This window comes from Pseudoalteromonas sp. SWYJZ98 (assembly GCF_015864495.1).
Taxonomy (GTDB): Bacteria; Pseudomonadota; Gammaproteobacteria; order Enterobacterales; family Alteromonadaceae; genus Pseudoalteromonas; species Pseudoalteromonas distincta.
Genome location: NZ_JADYXA010000002.1, coordinates 176,345 through 198,941, shown reverse-complemented (window position 1 = coordinate 198,941; position 22,597 = coordinate 176,345). Strand labels below are relative to the sequence as shown.

Genomic DNA, 22,597 nt, shown 5'->3' with positions numbered 1-22,597 from the left:
TTACTATCAATAAGTTTTTTTAACTTTTGAGTAAAGTTAAATGAACCAATATGCGCACAGCGCTCATTTTCATGAATATATGCGCAAAGAGCTGTTTAACAAATCAATTAGCGACGATATTTAGCCAACCTCAATGACCGGTTATCGCTCCAAGCCCAACTGCGCCAAAGTACCAATTTCAGACATAGTTAACGTCCTTATTCGACTGGTTTAGAGTGCAGCGGAAAAATTGTTCGAAAACATGCGCTTGTTAGGCTCCTATTTCGTTGTCAGTAATTCTCTGAAAGAATATGAAAGCCTCATCAACATACGATTTCCCAGTCTTTTTCTCGAATTCATCTAAAAGATAATCCTCGAACCACAACCAGTAGCCTTTACTATTTTTACTATTACCTTCTAGCCCTCGAACTCCCTCTGAGTAACGTGAAGTGTTTTTCAGAACTTCTTTATGAACAAGGAAGCTCTTGTCTTGATTGTCTTCCTCAAGTAACTCAAGTAATTTCTCTGCATGCTCGTTATATTCTAGGAATGATTTTACCTTTGATTCTTTTTCGGCTGACCATTGCTCTTCTATGAAATCGATGATGAGAGGGTTAATTTGGGTCATGTAATTCATCAAGTTGACATTTACTAGCCTTTGAATATATCCATTTTTCTCTAGCGCTGAATTATTTGGCTCAGACATATCTAGTGTCTCATTTTTCAGAGTTAACTTTCTTAAAGTAGATTTCTGTTCGAAATGTAGATGCTCAAAAGAGCTTTGAATATTTGTTAATAGTAACTTTTCCTTTTCTTCTTTTTCAATTCTTTCACTCTCGGCCTTTTCTAATTCTATCTTTTGTTTAAGCGCCGCTTCTTTTTTTGACTTATGCTGTTCCGATAAGAAATCAGCAACCCAAGATATTGCTTCTCCCACAAGTGAGCCAACTCCTACACCAAGTAAGAGTAATACAATTGATAGTTGTTCTTTTGATATTTGAGTCTCAGAGATAACTGGCTCAAGGTGTTTCCAAGAAATCAATAAAGTAACGGCAACTATTATGTATTTAATACATGCCTTAGGCGAAGTAAGAGCTGCTAGCAGCTTTATAATCGTACCCGCAGTTTCACTCATTTATCCCCTCCTAGAGGCCTAACACTACCGTAAATAGCAAACTGTTTTTGCCTACACAAAGGTCTTTTAAGGTTTTAATACTCATTAAAGTCAGGCTCATATGATGCTTCAACTTCGTTTCTTGCTTCCTGTAATTCATCTTCTGTATACAGCTCAAAATACTCTGCTGCCGTATAAGTTGTTTTTGCAGAAAATGTATCACCTAACCCACAAGCAGAAAGTTTTGAAAAACCAGAGATTTTAAGACCACATGCAATACACTCGAAAGCAGAAGGTAGCATTGATTGTCTTTGAATTACTTCGTCATCTCCATCAATGATTTCTGTTGATACTGCTCCAACAGGCGCACCATGTAAAAGTGAAGTCGATGAACAAGATGGGCATTCAACCCTATGTCCGAATTGCCTTGTAGCCCAAGTCTTAGCTTGTAATGCAGCATCTTGTTTCTCTGCATCTGACTTATTTGACCAAGCTTTCGAATGAGCGCTTATATCTTGTTTGACACTTTTAGCCGCTACATCTGTAAGAGATTTAATTAATGACTCAGCATGATCAGAGTCATCTATTAAATCATCTAACGTCTTACCCATTGATTTTAGTAATGTCTCACAAGCTTGATAAAACCGGGGTAACCAATTTGCCGTTCCAGTTTTGCCAAATATAACTTCACCTGTATGTAATTCAGCATTTCTATCATCCGTATGCTTTGAACAAAACCCAGCCATTTCTTCTGTAAAGTCTGGCAATAGTTCTGTAAGCCTCGCTAGAACTTCCTTAGTAGAAATTGATATAGGGTTAAATTTTTTGGCTGTTGGCGCATTACCTAGTGCAAATGATATATTCCTCCAATTTTTGGCATCAGCCAACAAAACGGGAGATATATTTGATAAGGCAGATCTTGCCAATAATTCTAAAGCTAGCGATGACCAAAGACCATATTGCCAATCCTCAGCAATATTTTTTTCCATCTGTTGAATATATGTAAGTGCTTTAGCGTAGAGAGAGTCTGACTCCCAAGGGTTATTTGTTGTTATTGTCATATGTTTCTCTAATTAAAGTAAATCCGTTCAAGTTCACGTTTAACACAATCGTTGGGGATACTAGAGCGGGCATGGAGATGTGAGTGATTATTTATAATAAGAGTATCACCTTGATGGACTAACCTGATATTGATCGCCATATCCCAAACTTCATCTTTCAAAATAAATTTTTGGATTAATTCAGCTTTATCGTTTGCTGCCTCCAAAAACAATGAATCCCAGCGAATACATTTTTGATTATTGTTTTGAAATGATAGAGGTAGTAAACACCCCCGCACTGCACGCTCATTATTTTTTGGTTTTACTACAGAGCGAGCAAACCCAAGTTCTGTTATTTGCGGTAATATATACTTTAACGGTAAAACCTTTGTTGAAACTTGTTCAAAACCACGTATACATCTCAACATTAGATAGTTTGGAGGTTTAGACCAATGGGCTAAATCAGTATGAAGAGGAAAAGAGTCTAAACCAAATTTTCCGCTGTATTGGTTTTTTAATGATTTGCTTCGTTGCTTAGGTATAATTTTTTGTACGTCAGGTATTCCTGAATGATCTTCATAATCACTGATCTTTATTACATTCCCTAGCTGCTCAGCTAAAGAGTCGATTTTGGTACTAGGTTGCCACTTTGGTATAAAAACAAATCCTTTATCCAATAATTTTTTTTTAATATCCATATCAAGATCCACCAAGTTCCGAGGAAGCCGTAACAGTTTTATCAGAGTGCAATTACCCTACTTTAGCACAAAAACATTCTTATTTTATGAACTTATATTAATAGTAAATAGCGTAAACTATTGCCAACTATAAATATTATGCTTGCTGTAGCCTATATAAACTTGTAAAAAAGAGGAAACTTTCCTCTATTCTTACTAAGTTAATGATTACTTAACTAGATCACCGCTTATCGCTCAAATAAGACCCCGAAAAATGGCTCATATAGCTATCTAGGTTAACGCTTTCAAAAACAGAAGTATATTTCCGATAACTACCTTTGAAGCCCTTGAAACGGAAGTTTGCTTCCGAAATATAGCAATACAAGCTTACAAAGCGGAAGTTTACTTCCGTTTTGTACTTTAAGATTATAAGCAGGTGTCTAGTGATAGTTGGGAAGTCCAGGAATACGCTTTGAGATGGTTCTATGTGACTTTCATTTTCTTTAAACCACGGTCGCCCGTTACGAGAAATAAATCGTTTTCAATATCTTGAATAGTTACCTCATGTATTTCTTGACGCATAAAAACTTCTTTTAAATGTTGTTTCTAATATAGATATGTACAAGCTTGAAAGCTTTATTTGAATATACAGCCACTTCAAGACAATATAGTTAGAGACCCATATTCTCACAGCGGCTTTTAACTACATCATTTTGATTCTTTTGTAGCTTTGAAATCTTCTCAGCTCTAGTGCACTCCCAAGCATCAACAGGATACATTTTATCCCAGGCATTCATTAGCTGGCGTTGCGCTTTACTCATGTTGTATCGTTTATAGGTGGTTTCCATATACAAATAAGTACGTGCAATTTGCCCTCTGGCTATTTCAGGTGGCTCTGCTTTTCTCTCGTCAATTTTCATCGCACAAAGTCCAAAGTCGCTTTGGGCTGCTGGAAGCATAGTAAAGTTATAATTGCTTCTGAGAGCATTCACAGCGCCAATGGCCGGATAAAGGTTAAACATATCAGCTTGCATAAAACGATATTCTTTATTTACCTTTTCCGCACACCTTCGACCTTTAAATGACTTACCCATACTATTTACACACTGCTTATGCCCGTCTCGCCATTCGCTAAAAGTACGACCAAAGTTTTCTGCTGGAACAACGTGCTCCCATTCAATTTTTTTAGCTCGTTTGACGTACTTTGTTGTAGAAAAACCCTCAAGTGCGGTTACTTTTTTACTAGCATCAAATGTCGCACCACAATAAAGGGTAATGCGGTGATTGTTATAAACTTGTTTTTCTAGCAGTCGTTTAGCTTTGCTAAATGAGTCAATTTCTTGATTTGCTGAAGAGGCAGCAGAGAAAATAAGTGTTGCTAACAGTGAAATTGTGGATGCTTTCATTATGATTCTTGGTACCTATTTCGGTTTAAATATGTCACGTATAATAAATGAGTTAATAAGCTAGTTCTCATTTGTGGTGACTGACAATTTTAATTGTAGAACTAAGATATTGTGCTTTTAAAGTTTAATCGGAAAGTTGCTTCCCAGTCCATGTATTGTCATTTTGATATTGACCAGAGCAAGCGCTGTTATATGCAAATTGGCCCGTAGACTTATCTCGACAGCGCCTGACTAAGTTGTAGTTACCATCATAAAACTGGTCCCATGCATAACCAGAAGAATAGTTATTTGACCCGCCAGCTCTTGGCGCAGCGACAGATAATATCTCACATTTGTATTGAGTGAGTGTTCTATATTTAACTTCTCTGTTAAGCGCGTAGATATAGTTCGCTTCATCAGTATTTTCGGCGGTGTAACTTTTAGCGAGGATATCTTTATCATTAAGGTAATTTCGACACACTTGAGCATCTGTTAATTCAGAGTCACCGGCAATGATAGCGTGTCTAGAGGCTGAACAGCCAGTAATAAAGCTAAGCATCAGCAAAGATACAATAGTGTTTTTAACTAAAGTCATCAGTAAATTATTCCATAATTAAAATAAGCTTTGAGTAAGCTCATAATTCCCTAGTGAAATTTTAACAAACCGATGGCAATTTTACTAATTGTTATTAAAGGGGTTTTTCATCTTTAAGTCTAAAACATGCTTATATCAGCTCTAATTAAACTATCGTCTCACAAAAAGAACCTTGGCATAATTTAAACCTTAAATTACACTGTACATATAAACAGTATTTGAGGTGTGTATGTTCGTTATTCCAATTTTTATAGAAGCAGGCATTACCGGCTTTGAGTCTCCTGCCGCAGAATATGTTGAGCTCGGTATTTCAATCGATGAACTAATCATTAAACACCCGAATGCTACTTTTATTGGTATCGCTTCTGGGCAATCCATGCAAGAAGTAGGAATATTCGATGGTGACTTATTAGTCATTGATAGAGCTGAGGATGTAAATACTGGCGATATTATTGTTGCTAGTTATAACGGTTCGTTTGTTTGTAAAATCATAGATAAATCGAAACGCTTACTTATCTCTGCCTCTAAAGATTATAAGTCTGTTTATATTTCTAATGATGATGACTTTAAGCTCGAGGGTGTCGTTACTGCGAGCATCCGCCTACACAGAAATAAAGCTGAAGTGAATCGATGTTTGCCCTCGTAGATGCTGTCGCTTTTTACGCGAGTGCTGAGAAGGTATTTGACCCCTCAGTTCGCTTTAGACCAGTGGTGGTGCTTACAAATAATGATGGGTGTGTTTGCGCCATATGCCCTATTGCAAGAAAGCTTAACATTCCTAAATTTCAGCCTTACTTTAAGATTAAAAACTATTTAGAGCAGCACAATGTTGTGGTTCGCTCTTCCAATTATGAGCTTTATGCTGATTTAAGCGAAAGAATGATGACAGTTATAAACAGGTTTTGTGACGACCATTATGTATACAGTATCGATGAGTCGTTCTTACGATTTACGGGATTCTCTAATATCATTGACGATTGGGCTGACTATGGGCAAACAATCCGGCGTGCAGTTTGGCGAGAAACAGGGTTACCGGTTGGTGTAGGCTTTGGCACAACACCTACCTTAGCAAAAGCGGCCAACCATGCAGCAAAAAAACTATCAGGTTACAACGGTGTGGCCGTTATTAACGATGAAAAATCTCGTAAAGAAATACTCATGCGAATGGATGTCACTGATGTCTGGGGTATCGGCTCTCGTTTAGGAAAAAGACTTAAGTTAATGGCGATTAATACAGCCTGGGACTTGGCTTGCCAAAACCCTAAAGCAATGAGGCGCATGTTCAGTGTTGTCGTAGAGAGAACTGTTAGCGAATTAAATGGTATTGCCTGTCTAAGTTGGGATGAAATAAAGCAAGATAAAAAAGAGATATACTCAACTAGAAGTTTCGGGGAAAGAGTAAGTGATTTAAATACATTAAAATCGGCCTTAGTAACACACGCCGCCATTGTTGGGCGAAAACTCAGAAGACAGCAATCATTAACAAAGCGTGTAGTTATTTTTGCTGCCAGCTCACCGCATGAAGATGAGCACTACAAAAAATCACTTCTATATGAGTTTCCCATACCGACATCAGACACCAGCGTTATAGCTAAGGCTGTTTCAGATGTTATTGATGATATTTTTAAGGCTAACACGCGCTTTTATCGCTGCGGTATTGGCGCAATAGAATTAGAAAGTGAGTTATTTCAACAAGCCGATATGTTCTCTGTTAGTGAGGATAAACCTAAAATGATGGAATGCTTAGATGCGATAAATAAACGCTATGGTGTGGGGACTTTATCAATAGGGAGTGAAAAACTAACACAGACGTGGAATATGAAGCGGACTTTCTTATCGCCACGTTATACGACTCGCTGGACAGATATACCTGTAATAAAATGTGATTAGGATGATGAATAGTATAGGAGCTAGCATTTCAGCCATAAATTGTGATTGGGTCACCTTTATCAAGAATTAAATATGATAAAAACCTATTTGTACTAGCTCATACTTTTACTATGGTACAAAGCATAGATTGGAATATTGCTTTTTTAGTTCCTTTTCATATGCTGGAAATTTCTGAAAGGTCAGCTCTAGAGCATTGTATCCTTTTGCAAAAATAGAGAGCAGGTAGTAAAAAGTAGTTCTACTTTTTACTACCTCATTTACCCACATCTACAATAATAAAAATGGATATATTGACTTTGGGGTGGCATATATAAGACATTTAAAGTGTGCTGCTGTAATCAGTTTCAGGCACTAACTCAATCAAATTGCACTCAAGTACTTTAGCTATACGGCATAATTTAATGACTGTAATGTTTACGGTACCGTTTTCAACTCGACTTAGATAGCTTTGATCTAAGCCAGACTTAAAAGATAACTCAGCCTGATTTTTGTCTTTCAAAACTCTCATCATCTTGATATTTTTACCTAATTTTTTTGAAAAATTATCCATTGGTATGTCTCAGGCACAAAAGACTAAATATCCCACATTGCGTTGACTTAAACGATTGCATATAATCATAATTAATGCATATATGCATATCTGATGTAGTTTTATTATATTTATTAAGGTTTTTACATGGAAAAATTCGAACTAGACAAAACTGTCATCCAAATTCTGTGTATGCCCAACGTCAATCACTTCACTGCAACTGAAATTAGAACGGCATTTATAGCAATAAAGCAGGATGCAGAACTTAATCCGACGGCTTCCCGCCGTTTCGTTTATGAGGAGCTTTTAAAATTAACCAGAAGGGGTTGGTTAATAAGAAGCACAACCAAAAAAAAAGGGCTTACTCATTACACCAAAAGTGACTTGTTTGATCACGCAACTTTAAAAGGAATGGTAGCGGCAAAGGAGTCAGAGGAGGCACATGAATGTTCACCTATCAGCTACTCCCAAATGCTTTTTCAACGTTTAAATCAATATAACTCAGCATTACTAGAGGGCTTAGGCGCGGTAAAAGAGTATGTTGCATTGAAAGAAATTTACCCTGACCAACATGACAATTTAAAAGATCGTTACATGGCAGTTCAGGAAAAGAATTATATTCTAAAAGGAAAGATTTCAGTTCTAAACGAACTTATTGAATCAAAAAGAGAGGATTAATATATGAGACTAAGAAATTGGCAGTCAGAGTGCATTCGCTCTGCGATTTCTAAATATGAAACAAGTAAACACTTTTTAGCCCTTGCAACGCCAGGTGCAGGTAAAACCGTGATGTCCTCAGTTTTAGCTAAATTACTGTATGACCAAGGTGATATTGATCTAGTACTGTGTTTCTCTCCTTCCTCAATAGTAGCGCATGATTTTAGTGAAGCGTTGAGTGAACAATTCGAAGCGCATTTTGATGGAACTATTGGTGCACTGGGTAATTCATTTACCTATCAGGCTTTAAGTACACTGGATAATAAGGTATGGCGCTTATTTGATAAATATCGAGTATTCGTGATCTTCGATGAGATTCATCATTGCGCAGGAACAAATATAAAAGATGCTAATGCTTGGGGTAAGCAGATAATAACAACTATGAAAGAAAAAGCTACTCACACAATCGCACTAACTGGCACACCGTGGCGAACCGATGCGCTGCCTATCGCACTGGCTGATTACTGTAATGAGACTGGGCAAATACAATGTGATTACATATATGGTTTAAAACAAGCAACTTCTGACAATGTATGCCGAATTCCGCAAATCGTTGCCTTAGATAATGATCAGATTACAGTTGTTGAGGGTGATGAAACAAGTCACTTCACAAGCTTTATTGACCTGCTTTCAAAATCAATTATCCCATATTCTGAGATTGTGACTTACATAAGCGTCATAGAGCAACTATTAATCCACTCTAATTATAAGCTAAATGAGCTTCGAACAATAAATAAAAATGCAGGCGGACTAATCGTTGCTTCATCTATTACCCATGCTTGGCAAATAAAGCTAATTCTGCACCAGACTATTGGAGATAGCGCTGTTATTGTAACGAGTGATGAAGGCAACGGAAATGACCTTATTAAATCTTTTAGATATAGCCACCAAAAGTGGATCATCAGTGTGGGAATGATATCTGAGGGCACCAATATTCCGCGCCTTCAGGTGTGCTGCTACCTTTCAAACGTGAAAACAGAGATGTATTACCGCCAAGTAATGGGGCGTATATTGCGTATTACTGATGCGCCAGACCAACAGGCGTTTCTATTTATGCCTGCAGAGCCAAACCTTGTTGAGTATGCCTACCGCGTGGCTCTAGACATCCCAGATGAATTAGCAAAAGTAAAATTCGCTTTAATGGACGAAGATATAACGACTGAAGTTAGAACGACTAAAGGGAGTGAGGGGGTTAGTACTGACGGATATCCTGAAGATATTTTTATTGACGAACCAGTTATTAGTATCGGAAATAAAAAAGACATAACCGATAAAACTCTAGGTCCTATTGATGAAACACTAGAGAGCAAAATAACCTTAGCCACTGACAAGATAATGAGAATCTTTGGTCAATATAATCATACAGAGATTGAAATTGATGGCTTCAACCAATTAATCATTTCTGACAAATCTTTGGCTAAACTTAATCAATACGGTACAAAGATGTTTTAAAATTTTTATTCAAATAAATATAATTATGCAAACCATTGATTATTAGTTTTAATATAAAATTTGGGGTAGGAAATGAGTTATACACCACAAGGTTGTGGTCATTTAAAAATTTACCCCCTGTCATCATATTATTATAAAAACATTAGCTAACTGCATGATATACGGTGGTTAAGTTCAGGTACAGCAGCTTCCCTAAATTATCTACTTGCGGTGATTTTCGGGTATGGCCGCAAAAGATCGGTTCGTGCTACATGTTTCCTATAGATGGAGAAGGCGGATGTTCTTTTTACTCAGAACATATGCTTAATAATATATTAGCCCAATCTGGTGTTGGTAAACATGTTATCGAGCGTATTAATTGATCCACATTACTAACTAACATTCAGTCATCAACATGAGATGATTACTGAATATTTAAAACCATCTGTAACTCCCCCCAAAAAATGAAATAGTTCGATTCAACCATTTCCAGTTTTTTATGTTGATAAACAAATTTAAGTGAAAATTTTTTTAGAGAAAAAGTTTTTTGATTTAATACAGATCCGTATTCAGACTAGCTAATTAACACTATTTTTTTCTGAATACAAAATAAATCATTAACTACTGAATTATAGCAATAAATTTCATGTACTGATTTATAACCTTATATTCTTTCCATGCGTTTGACCATCATATAAGCGAGCACTTATTTGCAGCAAAACCACAATTTGGTTTTGCATCAAAATTATGGCTTTCAAACACGCCAAATTTATCGCATCCACTTAATAATGCTTTGAACAGTTTTTATAAACATGTATTTTTAGATCAAGATGGTATTGATGCAAATAACTTTGTACAAACGTGTATAGAACACGATAAAGCCCACAATATGAATTATATGAGCATGCCAGAAGAGCTTGCAGCGCGGTGTTTTGAAGCCTGTATTGAAGGCCACACATATATAAAAAATAGCTTTTTAGTGGGAGGCTTAAAAAGTAGTAATTTAATCTACCCAAATAGTGAGCATATTAATAAAGCAAATGAAGCACTTAACCACTATTTTGAACTACTGGGCTATGCGCTTCATAAAATAGACGAGTGATGTCTATATTTGGTGATTATTTATCGTCACTAATACGACTTGCTACTGCGCTGCTTTGATCTTTATATTTTGCATCTTTACGAATATTGTATGGGTTTTCACACGGGCCCGATAACATTTCAAAGCTCATAGCACCAATTTTCATCAGTGGGCGTAGTGCCAGTGGTAATTTACCTGAGTTGTAAAACTCTAAAACAATATTGCCGCTCCAGCCTGGGTCTATTCGATGCGCGGTTACATGCACCATTAAACCCAAACGCGCAAGCGATGAGCGTCCATCTAACCAACCTACTATATCTGCTGGTAGAGTTACTTTTTCATGGGTAATAGCTAGTGCAAGTTCACCTGGGTGTAAAAAGAATGCTTCACCTTCATCAAGCACTATTTCTTCACTCATGATCGATTCCATGGCCTTATTTAACTGATCTTTTGGACCACTTAAATCGACGTATGCCGCGTTATGCGCATTAAACGTTCTAAATTTATTTCCCAAGCGTAAATCGGCAGTCACGCCTGAAATCATTTCGCTCGTTGGCGCAGGCTCAATAACAATGCGGCCATCGCTTAGGTATTCTTTAATATGTGTGTCTGAAAGTCTCATTATTTATTAATCTTCCGTAATCACAATTTCAATTGCATTGTGATGCTGTTGATAATAAAGCGTGCTGGCTATTAACCTTGCTGCTGCGCTGTATGTTTTGCTTATTGTGGCATCGTTATCGCTTGCAATAAGTTTACCTTGCTCAGAATACTCGCGTATATCTATTGCAAGTGGAATATGGCTAAGTACAGGCACGCCGTGCTTATGCGCCAGTTTTTGTGCACCGTCTTTACCAAAAACGTGGTTAGCTTCACCACAGTGAGTGCAAATGTAGTGGCTCATATTTTCTATTAAGCCAAGCACCGGTACGTTTACTTTATTAAACATAGCAATGCCTTTTTGCGCATCGGCTAGCGCTAAATCTTGCGGTGTAGTGACAATAACAGTGCCGCTAGCGGGTACTTTTTGGCTCATTGTAAGCTGAATATCACCGGTGCCCGGTGGCATATCAACAATTAAGTAGTCAAGCTCGCCCCAATCGGTTTCGTTAAGTAACTGGCTCAGCGCGCCTGACGCCATTGGCCCACGCCATACCGTGGCATCATCGCTTGGAACTAAAAAGCCAATTGATTGCGCTTTAATGCCATTGGCATCAAAAGGCTGTAGCTGTTTGTTATCTTTAGTGACGGGCTCCGCGCCCACTAATCCTAAAAGCATTGGGATAGATGGGCCATAAATGTCAGCATCTAAAATACCCACCTTTGCGCCTTCATTTTTAAGCGCGCCTGCCAAGTTAACAGCAGTAGTCGACTTACCTACCCCACCTTTGCCTGAGGCAATAAGTACAATATGTTTAATCGCTTTAAACTTAGCCGCCTCTTTAATGATAACCTTGGCGCTAATTGTTACAGGCACATTTAAGCTTTCACTTACGTGTTGCTCAACTAAAGGCATTTCTGATTGCCCAGCAAATGGCAGAGTTAATTTAATGTGTAGTGATTTATCGTCATTTTGAGTAATAGTATCAATGAAGCTTTCGTCAATACCGACGGCAAAAGCCGCACTACGATATGCCGCTAAGGCAGTTATAATCGGTTGTTTTTGCACCGATTTAGAAGAGAATAGTTTCGACAGTCCAAACATAGCAATTAAATAGCGTTTCTTTGATGAAAAGTGCCACGGAATTATGTAACATTCAGGGCATTAACACCAGTCAATTAATAAAAATCCATAAGCTGTGCGCACTCTAAGCAGATAGCTTGTAGATAAATTAATGATAATTGCCGTTTGTATAATAAAAACGGCGTTTTATCCTCAATTCGGAATGATTATGACGCAGCGAAAGATCCTGATTACCAGCGCATTACCTTATGCAAATGGCCCTACTCACCTAGGTCATTTATTGGAATATATTCAAACTGATATTTGGTCACGTTTTCAAAAACTACAAGGCCACGAAGCTTATTATGTTTGCGCAGACGATGCCCACGGCACGCCAATTATGCTTAATGCGCAAAAGCAAGGGATCACGCCTGAAGAAATGGTAAAACAAGTGAGCATAGAGCGCCAACGCGACTTTGCTGACTTTAATATCAAATTTGATAACTACCACAGCACGCACAGCCAAGAAAACAAAGAATTAAGCGAACTTATTTATAACCGCCTAAACGATGCCGGTCATATTAAAAAGCACACTATTTCACAATTATTCGACCCTGAAAAAGGTATTTTCTTACCAGACCGCTTTGTAACAGGTACTTGCCCAACGTGTAAGTCTGAAAACCAAAACGGCGATAGCTGTGATTCGTGTGGTGCTACATACAGCCCTACCGAACTTATTAATCCGCGTTCTGTAATGTCAGGTGCTGAGCCTGTACTTAAAGATTCTGAGCATTACTTTTTTGACCTGCCAGCATTTGAAGGCATGCTAAAGGAATGGTTACACTCGGGAACTATTCAACAAGAAATGGCTAACAAGCTAGACGAATGGTTTACCGATGGCTTGCAACAGTGGGATATTAGCCGTGACGCACCTTATTTTGGTTTTGAAATCCCAAATGCACCAGGCAAATATTTTTACGTTTGGTTAGATGCACCTATTGGTTACATGGCGAGTTTTAAAAACCTATGTGACGAAAAAGGCCTCGACTTTGATGCGTTTTGGGCTGAAGGTTCAGACGCAGAGCTTTATCACTTTATTGGTAAAGACATTATCTACTTCCACAGCTTATTTTGGCCAGCAATGCTAGAAGGCGCTAATTTTAGAAAGCCAACTAACGTATTCGCTCATGGTTTTGTAACTGTGAATGGCGAAAAAATGTCTAAATCAAAGGGTACGTTTATTAAAGCGCGTACTTATTTAGATAACTTAAACCCAGAATACTTACGTTACTACTACGCAGCAAAATTAAGCAGCGGTATTGTTGATCTGGATTTAAACCTAGAAGACTTTGCACAGCGCGTAAATTCAGACCTAGTAGGTAAAGTAGTCAACATAGCGAGCCGTTGTGCTGGCTTTATTAGTAAAAAGTTTGATGGCAAGCTAAGCAGTACTATTATGCAACCAGAGCTGTTAGCAGAGTTTCAAGCGGCTGCACCGAGCATTACAACACACTATGAGAACCGCGATTACAGCCGCGCAATTCGCGAAATAATGGCGCTTGCCGACAAAGCAAACCAATTTATTGATGGCGCAGCACCTTGGGTATTAATTAAAGACGAAACTAAGCAAAAAGAAGCACACGAGGTCTGTTCTCTTGGTCTTAACTTGTTCCGCGTTTTAATTACTTACTTAAAACCCGTGCTACCAGGAATGGCAGACAACGTACAAGCGTTTTTAAATGACGACCTTGCATGGGACCGCGTTCAAAATGCACTCGTAAGCCACCCTATCAATAAATTTAAACCGTTAATGCAACGTGTTGAAATGGATAAAGTAAACAAAATGGTTGAAGAATCTAAAGAAAGCTTAGCATCAAAAGTAACAATTGACCCTAACAGCCCACTTGCAAAAGAGCCGATTAGCGACGAAATTGAGTTCGATGATTTTGCAAAAGTAGACTTACGAGTAGCTAAGATTGCTAAAGCAGAGCACGTAGAAGGCGCAGATAAACTACTTAAGCTAACACTTGATTTAGGCGGCGAAACTCGCCAAGTGTTTGCGGGTATTAAATCAGCTTACGCACCTGAGGATATCGAAGGCAAGCTAACCGTTATGGTTGCTAACCTTAAGCCTCGTAAAATGCGCTTTGGTATGTCTGAAGGCATGGTATTAGCAGCAGGCCCTGGCGGAAAAGAAATTTATATTCTTAACCCAGATGACGGCTCAGAGCCTGGTATGCGCGTAATGTAATATTACTCATACAATAAAAAAACCGCTGATATGTCAGCGGTTTTTTATGGGCTAAAGTAATGTTTAGTCGTATATTAAATACCGAACACGAGCGTAGTGTTCTTACCAAGCTTGTAAAAAAATATATAAGTAAACTGCCTAAATAGGCAGTTATATTTTAACTCTAAAATCAATTATCTTATTTAATTGAGCTTTTTCAATACGCGGTCTTTTCTTGGTAGGTAATAGTTATCGTAATCAAGTGAGACTATAACGCGCTCTGCTTTTCCTAATAACTCATTACGCGGAATTAAACCTATTACACGCGAGTCAGCGCTATTGTCGCGGTTATCGCCCATTGCTAAATAATAATCATCAGGAATTGTAATTGCATCAAAGCCCGATAAACGTGAAGGAATATTTGCCACTCTTATCGAATGCGCTAACCCGTTTAAATCTTCGATTTTATCAAGCGAGTCTATGTTGCTTTGCTGATCTGCATAATTAAGTTTTTTACCATTAATAATGAGTTCATTATTTTCAAGCGCAACGGTGTCTCCTGGCACACCAATTACACGTTTAATTAAACGGTTATCGGCAGCTTGTGAGTCAAAAACAATAATATCACCGGTTTGTGGGTCCGCTAGTTTAAGTAGTTTTATATGCGTAAATGGGACACGAATATCGTAGGCCATTTTATCGGTAAGTATTCTGTCACCTTCTTGAATTGTTGGTTTCATTGAGCCTGTTGGCACTTCGTACCAATCGGCTACAGCGCTTCTAAATACGCTCATCAGTGCAATAAATACGATAAGAGAGCGGTTATTTTTCCAAAACTTATAAACTAATTTCATGCCTATTCCCTTCAATTGAACAAGTCTTTAATTAAGTAACTGTTTATATGACTTTGTTAATTAGCTGCAGTTCAATCAATGATGTAACAAAACATGTTGGCTACTAATTTTAATTGATCGATTAAATTTAGAGCGTCGTAACATTTAACGAAACCAACGGGTATTAACTTAAAGGAAAAATAAAATGTTTAAGAAAATTACTACTGCATTATTGTTTACAACTGCAAGCCTTGGATTTACTACAATGGCTTATGCTGATCATCATGGTATGAAAAAAGACGTTGTTGAAGTAGCCGTTGAAAATGGTTCGTTCACTACTCTTGTTGCTGCTGTTAAAGCCGCAGGTTTAGTTGAAACACTGCAAGGTAAAGGACCCTTTACTATTTTTGCACCAACAGATGCTGCATTTTCTAAATTACCTGAAGGCACTGTAGAAATGTTACTCAAGCCTGAAAACAAAGATAAGCTAACGGCGGTATTAACTTATCACGTAGTGTCTGGAAAAGTGATGGCAGCCGATGTAATGAAGGTAGATAGTGCGAAAACACTACAAGGCGAATCAGTTATGGTTAAAGCCGACAGCATGGGCGTAATGATAAATGACGCTAAAGTTGTAAAAGCTGATGTAAAAGCAAGCAACGGCGTAATTCATGTTATCGACACAGTACTACTTCCAAAAGAGTAGTCATAAAAGAATGAGCCAACTAAAAAAGCATAAGTAAATACTTATGCGCTTTTTTAGTTATTTTTGTTTCATGACATAACAAATTATTGATTTAGTTTTTCTTTCGCTTCTTTTACTTTTTCAAAATCTAAACCAAGTTCGTCAGTCGCTTCTTTAATAAGATGCGGTTGAGTCATCACGACTGCCATTAATTGTTGTAGCTTTTCTGGCGGAATACCAAGCTCTTGAACAAGCGCCATTGCCATCATTGGGTTTTGAGTAAACGCTTCAAACAATGCTTTTACTTTTTCGTCGCTTACATTGTGCTCTTTAAGTATTGCTAGTATTGGATTCATTATTAAACCTTAAGTGTTTTTTTATAGAGCTTAGTATATGGGCTAAACCCTAAAATTAAAGAGTTACTCTACAAGTAAAACCACTTTTCCTGCGTTTTCATTACGCTCTAAAATAGCATGGGCTTCGTTTGCGTCGCTCCAAGGCAATGTTTTATACAAGTTAAAGTCGTACTTTTTAGTGGCAATATCATTGTAAAAGCGTGCTACAAAGTCGTCGCGCACCTGGCGTTTAAACTCAATACTGCGATTTCTAAGCGTTGAGGCATGAAACGAAATACGCTTTTGTAAAAGCGCGGCAAAATCAACTTCAGCAAAACGTCCATCTAAAAATGCAAGCATCACAATTTGGCAATCCATGGCTGCAATAGCGGCATTTTTATTTAAGTAACTACCCGAAACAGGATCTACAATTGCATTTGCTGTTAACTCATTTGCTTTCATATATTCTACAAAGTCAGTGGTTTTGTAGTTAATTGCATGATCGGCACCGAGTTCTTTTGCGTGTTGGCATTTGTCATCCGTACCGGCAGTAATAACTACGGTAGCACCTGCGCTTTTAGCCATTTGAATTGCTGCACCGCCCACACCACTAGCACCTGCATGAATAAGCGCTGTTTGCCCTTTTTGTAATTTACCAAGCTCAAATAACGCGCCAAATGCCGTTAAATACACTTCGCTTATTGCGGCGCCCTCAGCCATTGTTACATCATCGGGTAATTCCATAAGCTGTTTTGCATCAACTGCTACATATTCGCTATAAGCACCACCTGAGCACAACGTAAAAATACGCTTGTTTAGCCAGCTTTTATCTACATCTTTTCCAAGCTCAGTAACTGTACCCGCACATTCTAAACCTAAAATCGGGCTATCTCCCGCAGGGGCCGGGTATTTACCTTGGCGCTGCATACTGTCTGCACGGTTTACACCTATTGCTGCAACTTTAACAAGTACTTCATGGCTCTTTAAAACCGGCTTTTCGGTTTCACTAAATGCAAGATTACCATCTTCATGAGAAATATATTTCATTGTTGCTCCAAGCTTAAAAACTGTAATAACATATAGATGGGGATGAACACAGATTCAAACAACCTCAAAAGCGCCAACTTTGTTTGTAAGGATAAACATCGGGTAGATAACCATTATGTACTTGTTGCTGACAACCTTGCCAAAACGTCGCTAAAAACAAGTTACTGTGCTCATTATTAAAATAACTAAACGCAATCTCGTTGGCGCTAAAAAACACCTTAAATTGGCTCGGAAATATATCATTTTCAGCTATATCAAAATACGAGTTACTACTTAGCTCTTCAAGTGCATTTTGGGTGTGTGGCACCTCTCTAAAGTTGCAATCGGTTAGTGGGCAAATTTCGTCAAAGTCGTAAAACACCACTCGCCCCCATCGCGTTACGCCAAAGTTTTTCATTAGCATGTCGCCCGGAAATATATTAGCGCCCGCTAACTCTTTAATTGCTTTACCGTAGTCATGCATTACTCGCTCTAGGGTTTTGTTATCGCATTGGTTAATATATAAATTAAGCGGGGTCATTTTACGCTCAACATAAACGTGCTTTAAAATGAGTGCCTTACCCGATATAACCATACTGCTACCAATTTGGTTTTTCATCTGCTCAAGCAATTCATCACTAAAACGGCTTAAATCAAACGCTAAATATCTAAACTCGTGCGTATCTACCAAACGACCAACCCTATCGGCTTGTTTTACAAAGTTATACTTGTCTATCACTTGTGCTTTGGTGGCTGTTTTTGGCGCACTAAATTTGTCTTTAATTACTTTATAAACGTAATCTAGCCCTTCAATAGTAAATACCAGCATTACCATACCCGGCGTACCTGGCGCTTTAACATACTTGAAGTTGGCTGGGCTATTTTTAGTCGTATCGACCTTATACCGATAAAACTCAGTTTTGGCGTGCTTTATAAAACCAATGGCGTTAAATAACTCAAAGCGTTGTTTGTGTGGCATTAATACACTTAGGTAATCTACATAACGTGCGGGCTTATCGGTATCAACCATAAAATAGGTGCGTGCAAAGCCAAATAATAAACTTAATTGATCGGCGCCCATCATTACAGCATCAAGCTTTAGTCCCTCATCGGTATTTAAAATAGCGATAGCAAAAGGCATATTGTCGCCATTTTTAGCAATGCAGCGCCCAATTAAATAACAGGCTTTGTTTCTAAAAAATAATGAGTTGGCGTATTCAATATACCCGTCGTTTAAATTGATAAGTTCGTACACCTGTTTGCATTGCTGCTTAGCGCCTTGCATTAACGTACTTTGTAATGTGGCTACATCACGTTCTAAATTACTAAACGGCACTCTAAATACTTGATTAGTAATAAGCGTTTTAACAGCTTTATTAAACCCATTATGTAGCGATACTCTACTCACTAAGCTTTCATAAGAGCGCGGCTCACTACGATACTTTGCTTTTAATACGAACAAATGCACAGTACGAATTTTTTTATCGTCCCAAATTGCGCCAAACGTTGAATTAAAAAAGGTATGCGCTATGGGTTTATTTTCGTGATTTTGTACCATATCGCCATAAATATTTTTAGCTAACTGCCACGTTTGCGGGCAAGTAAGCTCAGCATAAGCAATAACTCTGACGGCTTCACTCACGTTTTTTACCTCACGCTCATACACTTGTAAACGTTCACGCATAGCACTTTGTACACTGTGATGCTGTCGTTGCTCAAACCGGCTCTGCGCACCCAGTGTAATATTTAAAAATTGCGAAAACATCGCCTCAAATCCAGCAAAAACAGATCGTGCAAGCTTACTGGCTACAACGTGTTGTAGCGCATTATTAGATTGATTTGTTAGCCTATTTTGCATAAATACAGCACTTATATTGATGCCAGTTATGGCGGTTATTTTTATTAATTGTTTACACCTTAGCAAGCAGGCTTTAATTTAGATAATTAATAAAGCATATAATTTAAATTGATCATATGAATATAAGAAACGTCGACCTCAACTTGTTAGTTTACTTAAATGTACTCATTGATGAAAAAAGTGTTTCAAAAGCTGCGAATAAGCTCGCGCTTACGCAACCTGCTATGAGTAACGCATTAAAACGTTTGCGCGATTTATTTGACGACCCGCTACTGGTGCGTGCCGCAGGCTCTATGACGCCAACAGCTAAAGCACTTGCATTAAAGCCTGAGGTTGAGACGCTATTAAAAATGGCCGAAGCTATTACGCAGCCTAGTGAGCAATTTAACCCTGCAACAGCTGAAGTTACGTTTAGAATAATGGCAAACGACTACATAGAGTCGACCTTAATAGCCCCTTTTATAACTGCGCAGCTTAGTAAAAATCCCGGTATTAATTTTGATGTATTAAGCCCAAGCGACGTAAACCTGCAAGACATGGAAAAAGGCACTATAGATTTAGCCATAAACCGCTTTAATGGTCTGCCTCGCTCGTTTCATCAAGCCAGTGTTTGGCGAGATAATTACTGTTGTTTAACGCATCCTAAAAATACATTTTTACAACAATCAGGGTTAGACGACTACTTACAAAAAGAACATATTTGGGTAAACCGTGCAGGCTGGGGGCCTGAGGCCGCAGTTACTAATAAATCAGGAAAGCAAAAATTAGGCTGGGTAGACGAAGCCCTTTGGCAACTAGAACAAACCCGCAAAATACGTGTTTTTACTCGCCACTACATGGTTGCAAGCCTGCTTTGCCAATCAGAGCAACTTATTGCCACCCTACCGCGCAGGCAGGCTAAATTGTTAACCTCCCATACTGATTTAGTAATCAGCCCTGTGCCATTTCAAATAGTCCCTATTGAGGTAAAAATGATATGGAGCCCGCTACTACACCATGCGCCTGCACACCAATGGTTAAGGCGTGAATTATTAGCGTTTGCTAAAACGATTGCAGACAGATAATTAAATATAGACATGCTGTGCTATGAGTTTCAAACAAGCTCGGTTTTAGACAATAACTTCAAATGGAGTAAAAATGGATAGTGCATCAATAATTGCGTGGAGTGTTTTGTTTGGAGGCATAGGTATTGGCTACCTTACTTACGGGCGAAGAAAAAAAGCCGTAGTACCGCTTTGTATTGGTTTGTCGCTATTGGTATTTCCGTATTTTATGAGCAGTGTTAGCATGCTGTTGATTGTAGGCGCTATTTTAGTGGCTATTCCCTACTTTATTAAAATTTAATATTACTATTGTTACGGCTAAATAAAATACACGAGAAAATAAAAAAGCGCCGTGGTATTCAACTTTGGGAAAATACCATGGCGCTTTTGGAAATCGTCGATATAGGAGTCTACCTACAGAGTATAGTTAGCAAGCTTAGTACCGACTTCATAAAAAAATTAAAATTCAATAAAAACAATTAACTAAGCATCCAACTTAACTCATCAACTAATCCCCTTGTTCCAGTTTTGTGCACGTTTTTACCGCTCTGCACCAAATTAATTAGTATAATTTAGGTATGTTTTCTATTTTTTATTTAGTTTTAAAACTTACTATTGATGAAATCAATGTCAGTTATTGAAAACAACAATTTCATTAATAATACACTTAGCGCTAGAGTGAAGTTAAGCCAACAAACTAAGAGTAATAATTATGACAACATCAAGCTTCACACAACAAGACGGGTTATTTATTGATGCTAATTTACATCAGTTTATTGAAGAGCAGTTATGCACAAAAGCTGACACCACTGAAACTTACCAAGCATTAGCTACTTTAGTTGATGAGTTTGGTTGTAAATGCCGTAAAACAAAGCACCAACCAAATGATGTATTAGAAGTGGATACATTGCTAAACGCATACCAACTTAAAAACCACCCACTTTGCCATGTTGATGCACAAACGACAGAAGCCGTTTTAGACGAATATTGCTGCCAGGTTCCTGCAATTATTGTTGTTGCGTTAATGGATACGCTTAGTGGTACGCAGTGCGATGAACCTCAAGCACATGAGATTTACCATCGTGCAGCGCAGTTAACCAACCGCCCTTGCATGCACAGAGTAAAAACTGCCTCAGCAGCTTAATAATGAATGTGTTTAAAAGTGCTCGATAACCTTCTTTGCAAAGCCAGTACAAGTTAAGGTTGTCGAGTTATGAATACTTGAGTTATCGCTCTGCTCTTGCGCTAAATCAAAGGTTACTTCACCGCTTTTAAATGTTTGCTCTAACGCATTTTCTATTAGTAATGCGGCCTCGTCCCATCCCATAAATTTAAGCATTAATACCGCACTTAAAATACTACTGCTGGGGTTTGCTTTATTTTGCCCTGCTATACGTTCAAACGTGCCGTGTGTAGGCTCAAAAAATGCGACATCGTTATTTAGATTTGCAGCAGGCATTATGCCAACACCGCCAACTTGTGCGCTCAGCATATCCGCTAAAAAGTCACCATTTTGATTAGTCGTCACCACTACATCAAATTGCTCTGGGTGCATTAAACATTGCTGCAGCATGTTGTCGGCTATAACTTCTTTAATAATTAGAGGTGCTTGATTTACTCGATCTATTTGCAGCCAACGCCCATTTTCATGTGCAGTGGCATTAAATTCGCTTTGTGCAAGTGCATACCCCCAACGCTTAAATGCCCCATCGGTAAATTTAAGTACATTACCTTTGTGTACTAGCGTTAATGATTCACTATCGTTTTTAAGTGCATAGTTAATGGCAAAGCGCATTAGTCGCTCAGAGCCTTCTTTAGATATATTTTTAATACCAATACCGCATTCTTGTGAAAACCTTAAGCGGGTTACGCCCATTTCCTCACATAAAAAATCGAGCATTTTTTCGCTTTCTACACTCCCTGCTTGCCACTCAATACCTGAGTACACGTCTTCGCTGCTATCACGAAGCACTGTTATGTTTGTTAAAAAAGGATTTTTTAAAGGAGAAGGAAGTGCACTAAAGCCTTTTATAGTGCGCATATTTACAAACAAATCCATTTCTTGCCTGAGTGCAACATTAAGCGATCGAAAGCCACCACCCAGTGGTGTGGTTAACGGCCCTTTTATGGCAATTTTGCAGGCACGTACCGCGTTAATTGTTTCTTGCGGGAACCAGTCACCGTCATACAGCTTTGCGGCCTGCTCGCCATTATAAACTTGCATCCAATGAATTTTCCGTGCACTTTTATAACAATGCTCAATTGCACTATCAACAACATGGCGCATTACCGGCATAACATCTAAACCCACGCCATCGCCATCAATAAAGGCAATTATAGGTTCTAACGGTATTTGCCAGTGTCCTTGTGCATCAATAGTGATATTTTGGCCGTGCTCAGGAACTTGAATATGCTGATACGTCATGGCTAAACCTAACTTAAAATAACGATTAATTGATTAAACCATGCTTAGCTAGAGGTGTCTG

22 protein-coding genes and 1 pseudogene are annotated in these 22,597 nt (G+C 38.3%); 10 read left to right on the top strand and 13 right to left on the bottom strand.

Annotated features, from left to right (window positions below):
- Positions 1-250: 250 nt before the first annotated feature.
- The 5 genes from I6F10_RS02590 to I6F10_RS02570 form a co-directional block, all read right to left on the bottom strand.
- On the bottom strand, positions 251-1,114 hold the full coding sequence (locus I6F10_RS02590) for a hypothetical protein (protein ID WP_197098380.1): 864 nt from the start codon (positions 1,112-1,114) through the stop codon (positions 251-253).
- Positions 1,115-1,188: 74 nt separating this feature from the next.
- Entirely contained in the window at positions 1,189-2,154 is a 966-nt protein-coding gene (locus I6F10_RS02585; RefSeq protein WP_231619861.1) for a hypothetical protein, read from the bottom strand.
- Positions 2,155-2,162: 8 nt separating this feature from the next.
- Positions 2,163-2,831, bottom strand: a complete 669-nt coding sequence (locus I6F10_RS02580) for a TauD/TfdA family dioxygenase (RefSeq protein ID WP_197098379.1) — start codon at positions 2,829-2,831, stop codon at positions 2,163-2,165.
- 650 nt (positions 2,832-3,481) lie between these two features.
- The gene (locus I6F10_RS02575) at positions 3,482-4,216 is read right to left on the bottom strand and encodes an endonuclease (protein ID WP_197098378.1); all 735 of its coding nucleotides are present in this window, start codon (positions 4,214-4,216) and stop codon (positions 3,482-3,484) included.
- Between the two features lie 124 nt (positions 4,217-4,340).
- Positions 4,341-4,790, bottom strand: a complete 450-nt coding sequence (locus tag I6F10_RS02570) for a hypothetical protein (RefSeq protein WP_197098377.1) — start codon at positions 4,788-4,790, stop codon at positions 4,341-4,343.
- Between the two features lie 229 nt (positions 4,791-5,019).
- Here I6F10_RS02570 and I6F10_RS02565 point away from each other — a divergent pair, with 229 nt between their 5' ends.
- Both I6F10_RS02565 and I6F10_RS02560 read left to right on the top strand, forming a co-directional pair.
- Positions 5,020-5,436, top strand: a complete 417-nt coding sequence (locus I6F10_RS02565) for a LexA family protein (RefSeq protein WP_197098376.1) — start codon at positions 5,020-5,022, stop codon at positions 5,434-5,436.
- Entirely contained in the window at positions 5,421-6,680 is a 1,260-nt protein-coding gene (locus I6F10_RS02560; protein WP_197098375.1) for a Y-family DNA polymerase, read from the top strand. The genes I6F10_RS02565 and I6F10_RS02560 overlap by 16 nt, the downstream gene beginning before the upstream one ends.
- Positions 6,681-6,999: 319 nt before the next feature.
- Here I6F10_RS02560 and I6F10_RS02555 read toward each other — a convergent pair whose 3' ends face one another.
- Positions 7,000-7,230 (bottom strand): helix-turn-helix domain-containing protein, encoded by a 231-nt coding sequence (locus I6F10_RS02555; RefSeq protein WP_197098374.1) that lies wholly within the window; start codon positions 7,228-7,230, stop codon positions 7,000-7,002.
- 126 nt (positions 7,231-7,356) lie between these two features.
- Between I6F10_RS02555 and I6F10_RS02550 the strand changes: the two genes are divergently transcribed.
- The 3 genes and pseudogenes from I6F10_RS02550 to I6F10_RS02540 form a co-directional block, all read left to right on the top strand.
- Positions 7,357-7,887: a hypothetical protein gene (locus tag I6F10_RS02550; protein ID WP_197098373.1), complete on the top strand. Its 531-nt coding sequence runs from the start codon at positions 7,357-7,359 to the stop codon at positions 7,885-7,887.
- Between the two features lie 3 nt (positions 7,888-7,890).
- A complete protein-coding gene (locus I6F10_RS02545; protein ID WP_197098372.1) occupies positions 7,891-9,378 on the top strand; it encodes a DEAD/DEAH box helicase in 1,488 nt (495 codons plus the stop codon).
- Between the two features lie 652 nt (positions 9,379-10,030).
- Positions 10,031-10,459, top strand: a pseudogene (locus I6F10_RS02540) (LPD1 domain-containing protein); the annotation flags it as partial.
- A gap of 16 nt (positions 10,460-10,475) precedes the next feature.
- On the opposite strand, the gene dcd reads toward I6F10_RS02540, so the two are convergent.
- Together dcd and apbC are read right to left on the bottom strand one after the other, a co-directional pair.
- On the bottom strand, positions 10,476-11,060 hold the full coding sequence (gene dcd / locus I6F10_RS02535) for a dCTP deaminase (RefSeq protein WP_002959670.1): 585 nt from the start codon (positions 11,058-11,060) through the stop codon (positions 10,476-10,478).
- A gap of 6 nt (positions 11,061-11,066) precedes the next feature.
- Positions 11,067-12,143, bottom strand: coding sequence for an iron-sulfur cluster carrier protein ApbC (gene apbC / locus I6F10_RS02530; RefSeq protein WP_165742921.1), 1,077 nt, complete (start codon positions 12,141-12,143; stop codon positions 11,067-11,069).
- 187 nt (positions 12,144-12,330) lie between these two features.
- On the opposite strand from apbC, the gene metG reads away from it, so the two are divergent.
- Positions 12,331-14,352, top strand: a complete 2,022-nt coding sequence (gene metG / locus I6F10_RS02525; RefSeq protein ID WP_165742920.1) for a methionine--tRNA ligase — start codon at positions 12,331-12,333, stop codon at positions 14,350-14,352.
- A 182-nt stretch (positions 14,353-14,534) separates the two neighbouring features.
- Here the strand turns inward: metG and lepB are convergent, their stop codons facing one another.
- Positions 14,535-15,185, bottom strand: coding sequence for a signal peptidase I (gene lepB / locus I6F10_RS02520; RefSeq protein WP_024597614.1), 651 nt, complete (start codon positions 15,183-15,185; stop codon positions 14,535-14,537).
- Positions 15,186-15,369: 184 nt separating this feature from the next.
- On the opposite strand from lepB, the gene I6F10_RS02515 reads away from it, so the two are divergent.
- Positions 15,370-15,870, top strand: a complete 501-nt coding sequence (locus I6F10_RS02515) for a fasciclin domain-containing protein (protein WP_165742919.1) — start codon at positions 15,370-15,372, stop codon at positions 15,868-15,870.
- Positions 15,871-15,953: 83 nt separating this feature from the next.
- Here the strand turns inward: I6F10_RS02515 and I6F10_RS02510 are convergent, their stop codons facing one another.
- The 3 genes from I6F10_RS02510 to aceK all read right to left on the bottom strand — a co-directional run bounded on the left by I6F10_RS02510 (position 15,954) and on the right by aceK (position 19,068).
- A complete protein-coding gene (locus I6F10_RS02510; protein WP_007582532.1) occupies positions 15,954-16,205 on the bottom strand; it encodes a DUF2999 family protein in 252 nt (83 codons plus the stop codon).
- A gap of 63 nt (positions 16,206-16,268) precedes the next feature.
- Entirely contained in the window at positions 16,269-17,231 is a 963-nt protein-coding gene (locus tag I6F10_RS02505; RefSeq protein WP_024595341.1) for a zinc-binding dehydrogenase, read from the bottom strand.
- 64 nt (positions 17,232-17,295) lie between these two features.
- Positions 17,296-19,068, bottom strand: coding sequence for a bifunctional isocitrate dehydrogenase kinase/phosphatase (gene aceK, locus I6F10_RS02500; RefSeq protein WP_165742918.1), 1,773 nt, complete (start codon positions 19,066-19,068; stop codon positions 17,296-17,298).
- Positions 19,069-19,184: 116 nt separating this feature from the next.
- Here aceK and I6F10_RS02495 point away from each other — a divergent pair, with 116 nt between their 5' ends.
- The 3 genes from I6F10_RS02495 to I6F10_RS02485 all read left to right on the top strand — a co-directional run bounded on the left by I6F10_RS02495 (position 19,185) and on the right by I6F10_RS02485 (position 21,255).
- A complete protein-coding gene (locus tag I6F10_RS02495; RefSeq protein ID WP_165742917.1) occupies positions 19,185-20,132 on the top strand; it encodes a LysR family transcriptional regulator in 948 nt (315 codons plus the stop codon).
- 73 nt (positions 20,133-20,205) lie between these two features.
- Positions 20,206-20,412 (top strand): hypothetical protein, encoded by a 207-nt coding sequence (locus tag I6F10_RS02490; RefSeq protein WP_007375422.1) that lies wholly within the window; start codon positions 20,206-20,208, stop codon positions 20,410-20,412.
- Positions 20,413-20,823: 411 nt separating this feature from the next.
- A complete protein-coding gene (locus tag I6F10_RS02485; protein WP_024595338.1) occupies positions 20,824-21,255 on the top strand; it encodes a hypothetical protein in 432 nt (143 codons plus the stop codon).
- A 12-nt stretch (positions 21,256-21,267) separates the two neighbouring features.
- On the opposite strand, the gene icd is transcribed toward I6F10_RS02485, so the two are convergent.
- Positions 21,268-22,536 carry an NADP-dependent isocitrate dehydrogenase gene (gene icd / locus I6F10_RS02480; protein WP_165742916.1) on the bottom strand — a complete coding sequence of 423 codons (1,269 nt, stop codon included), beginning with the start codon at positions 22,534-22,536 and terminating at the stop codon, positions 21,268-21,270.
- Between the last annotated feature and the right edge of the window lie 61 nt (positions 22,537-22,597).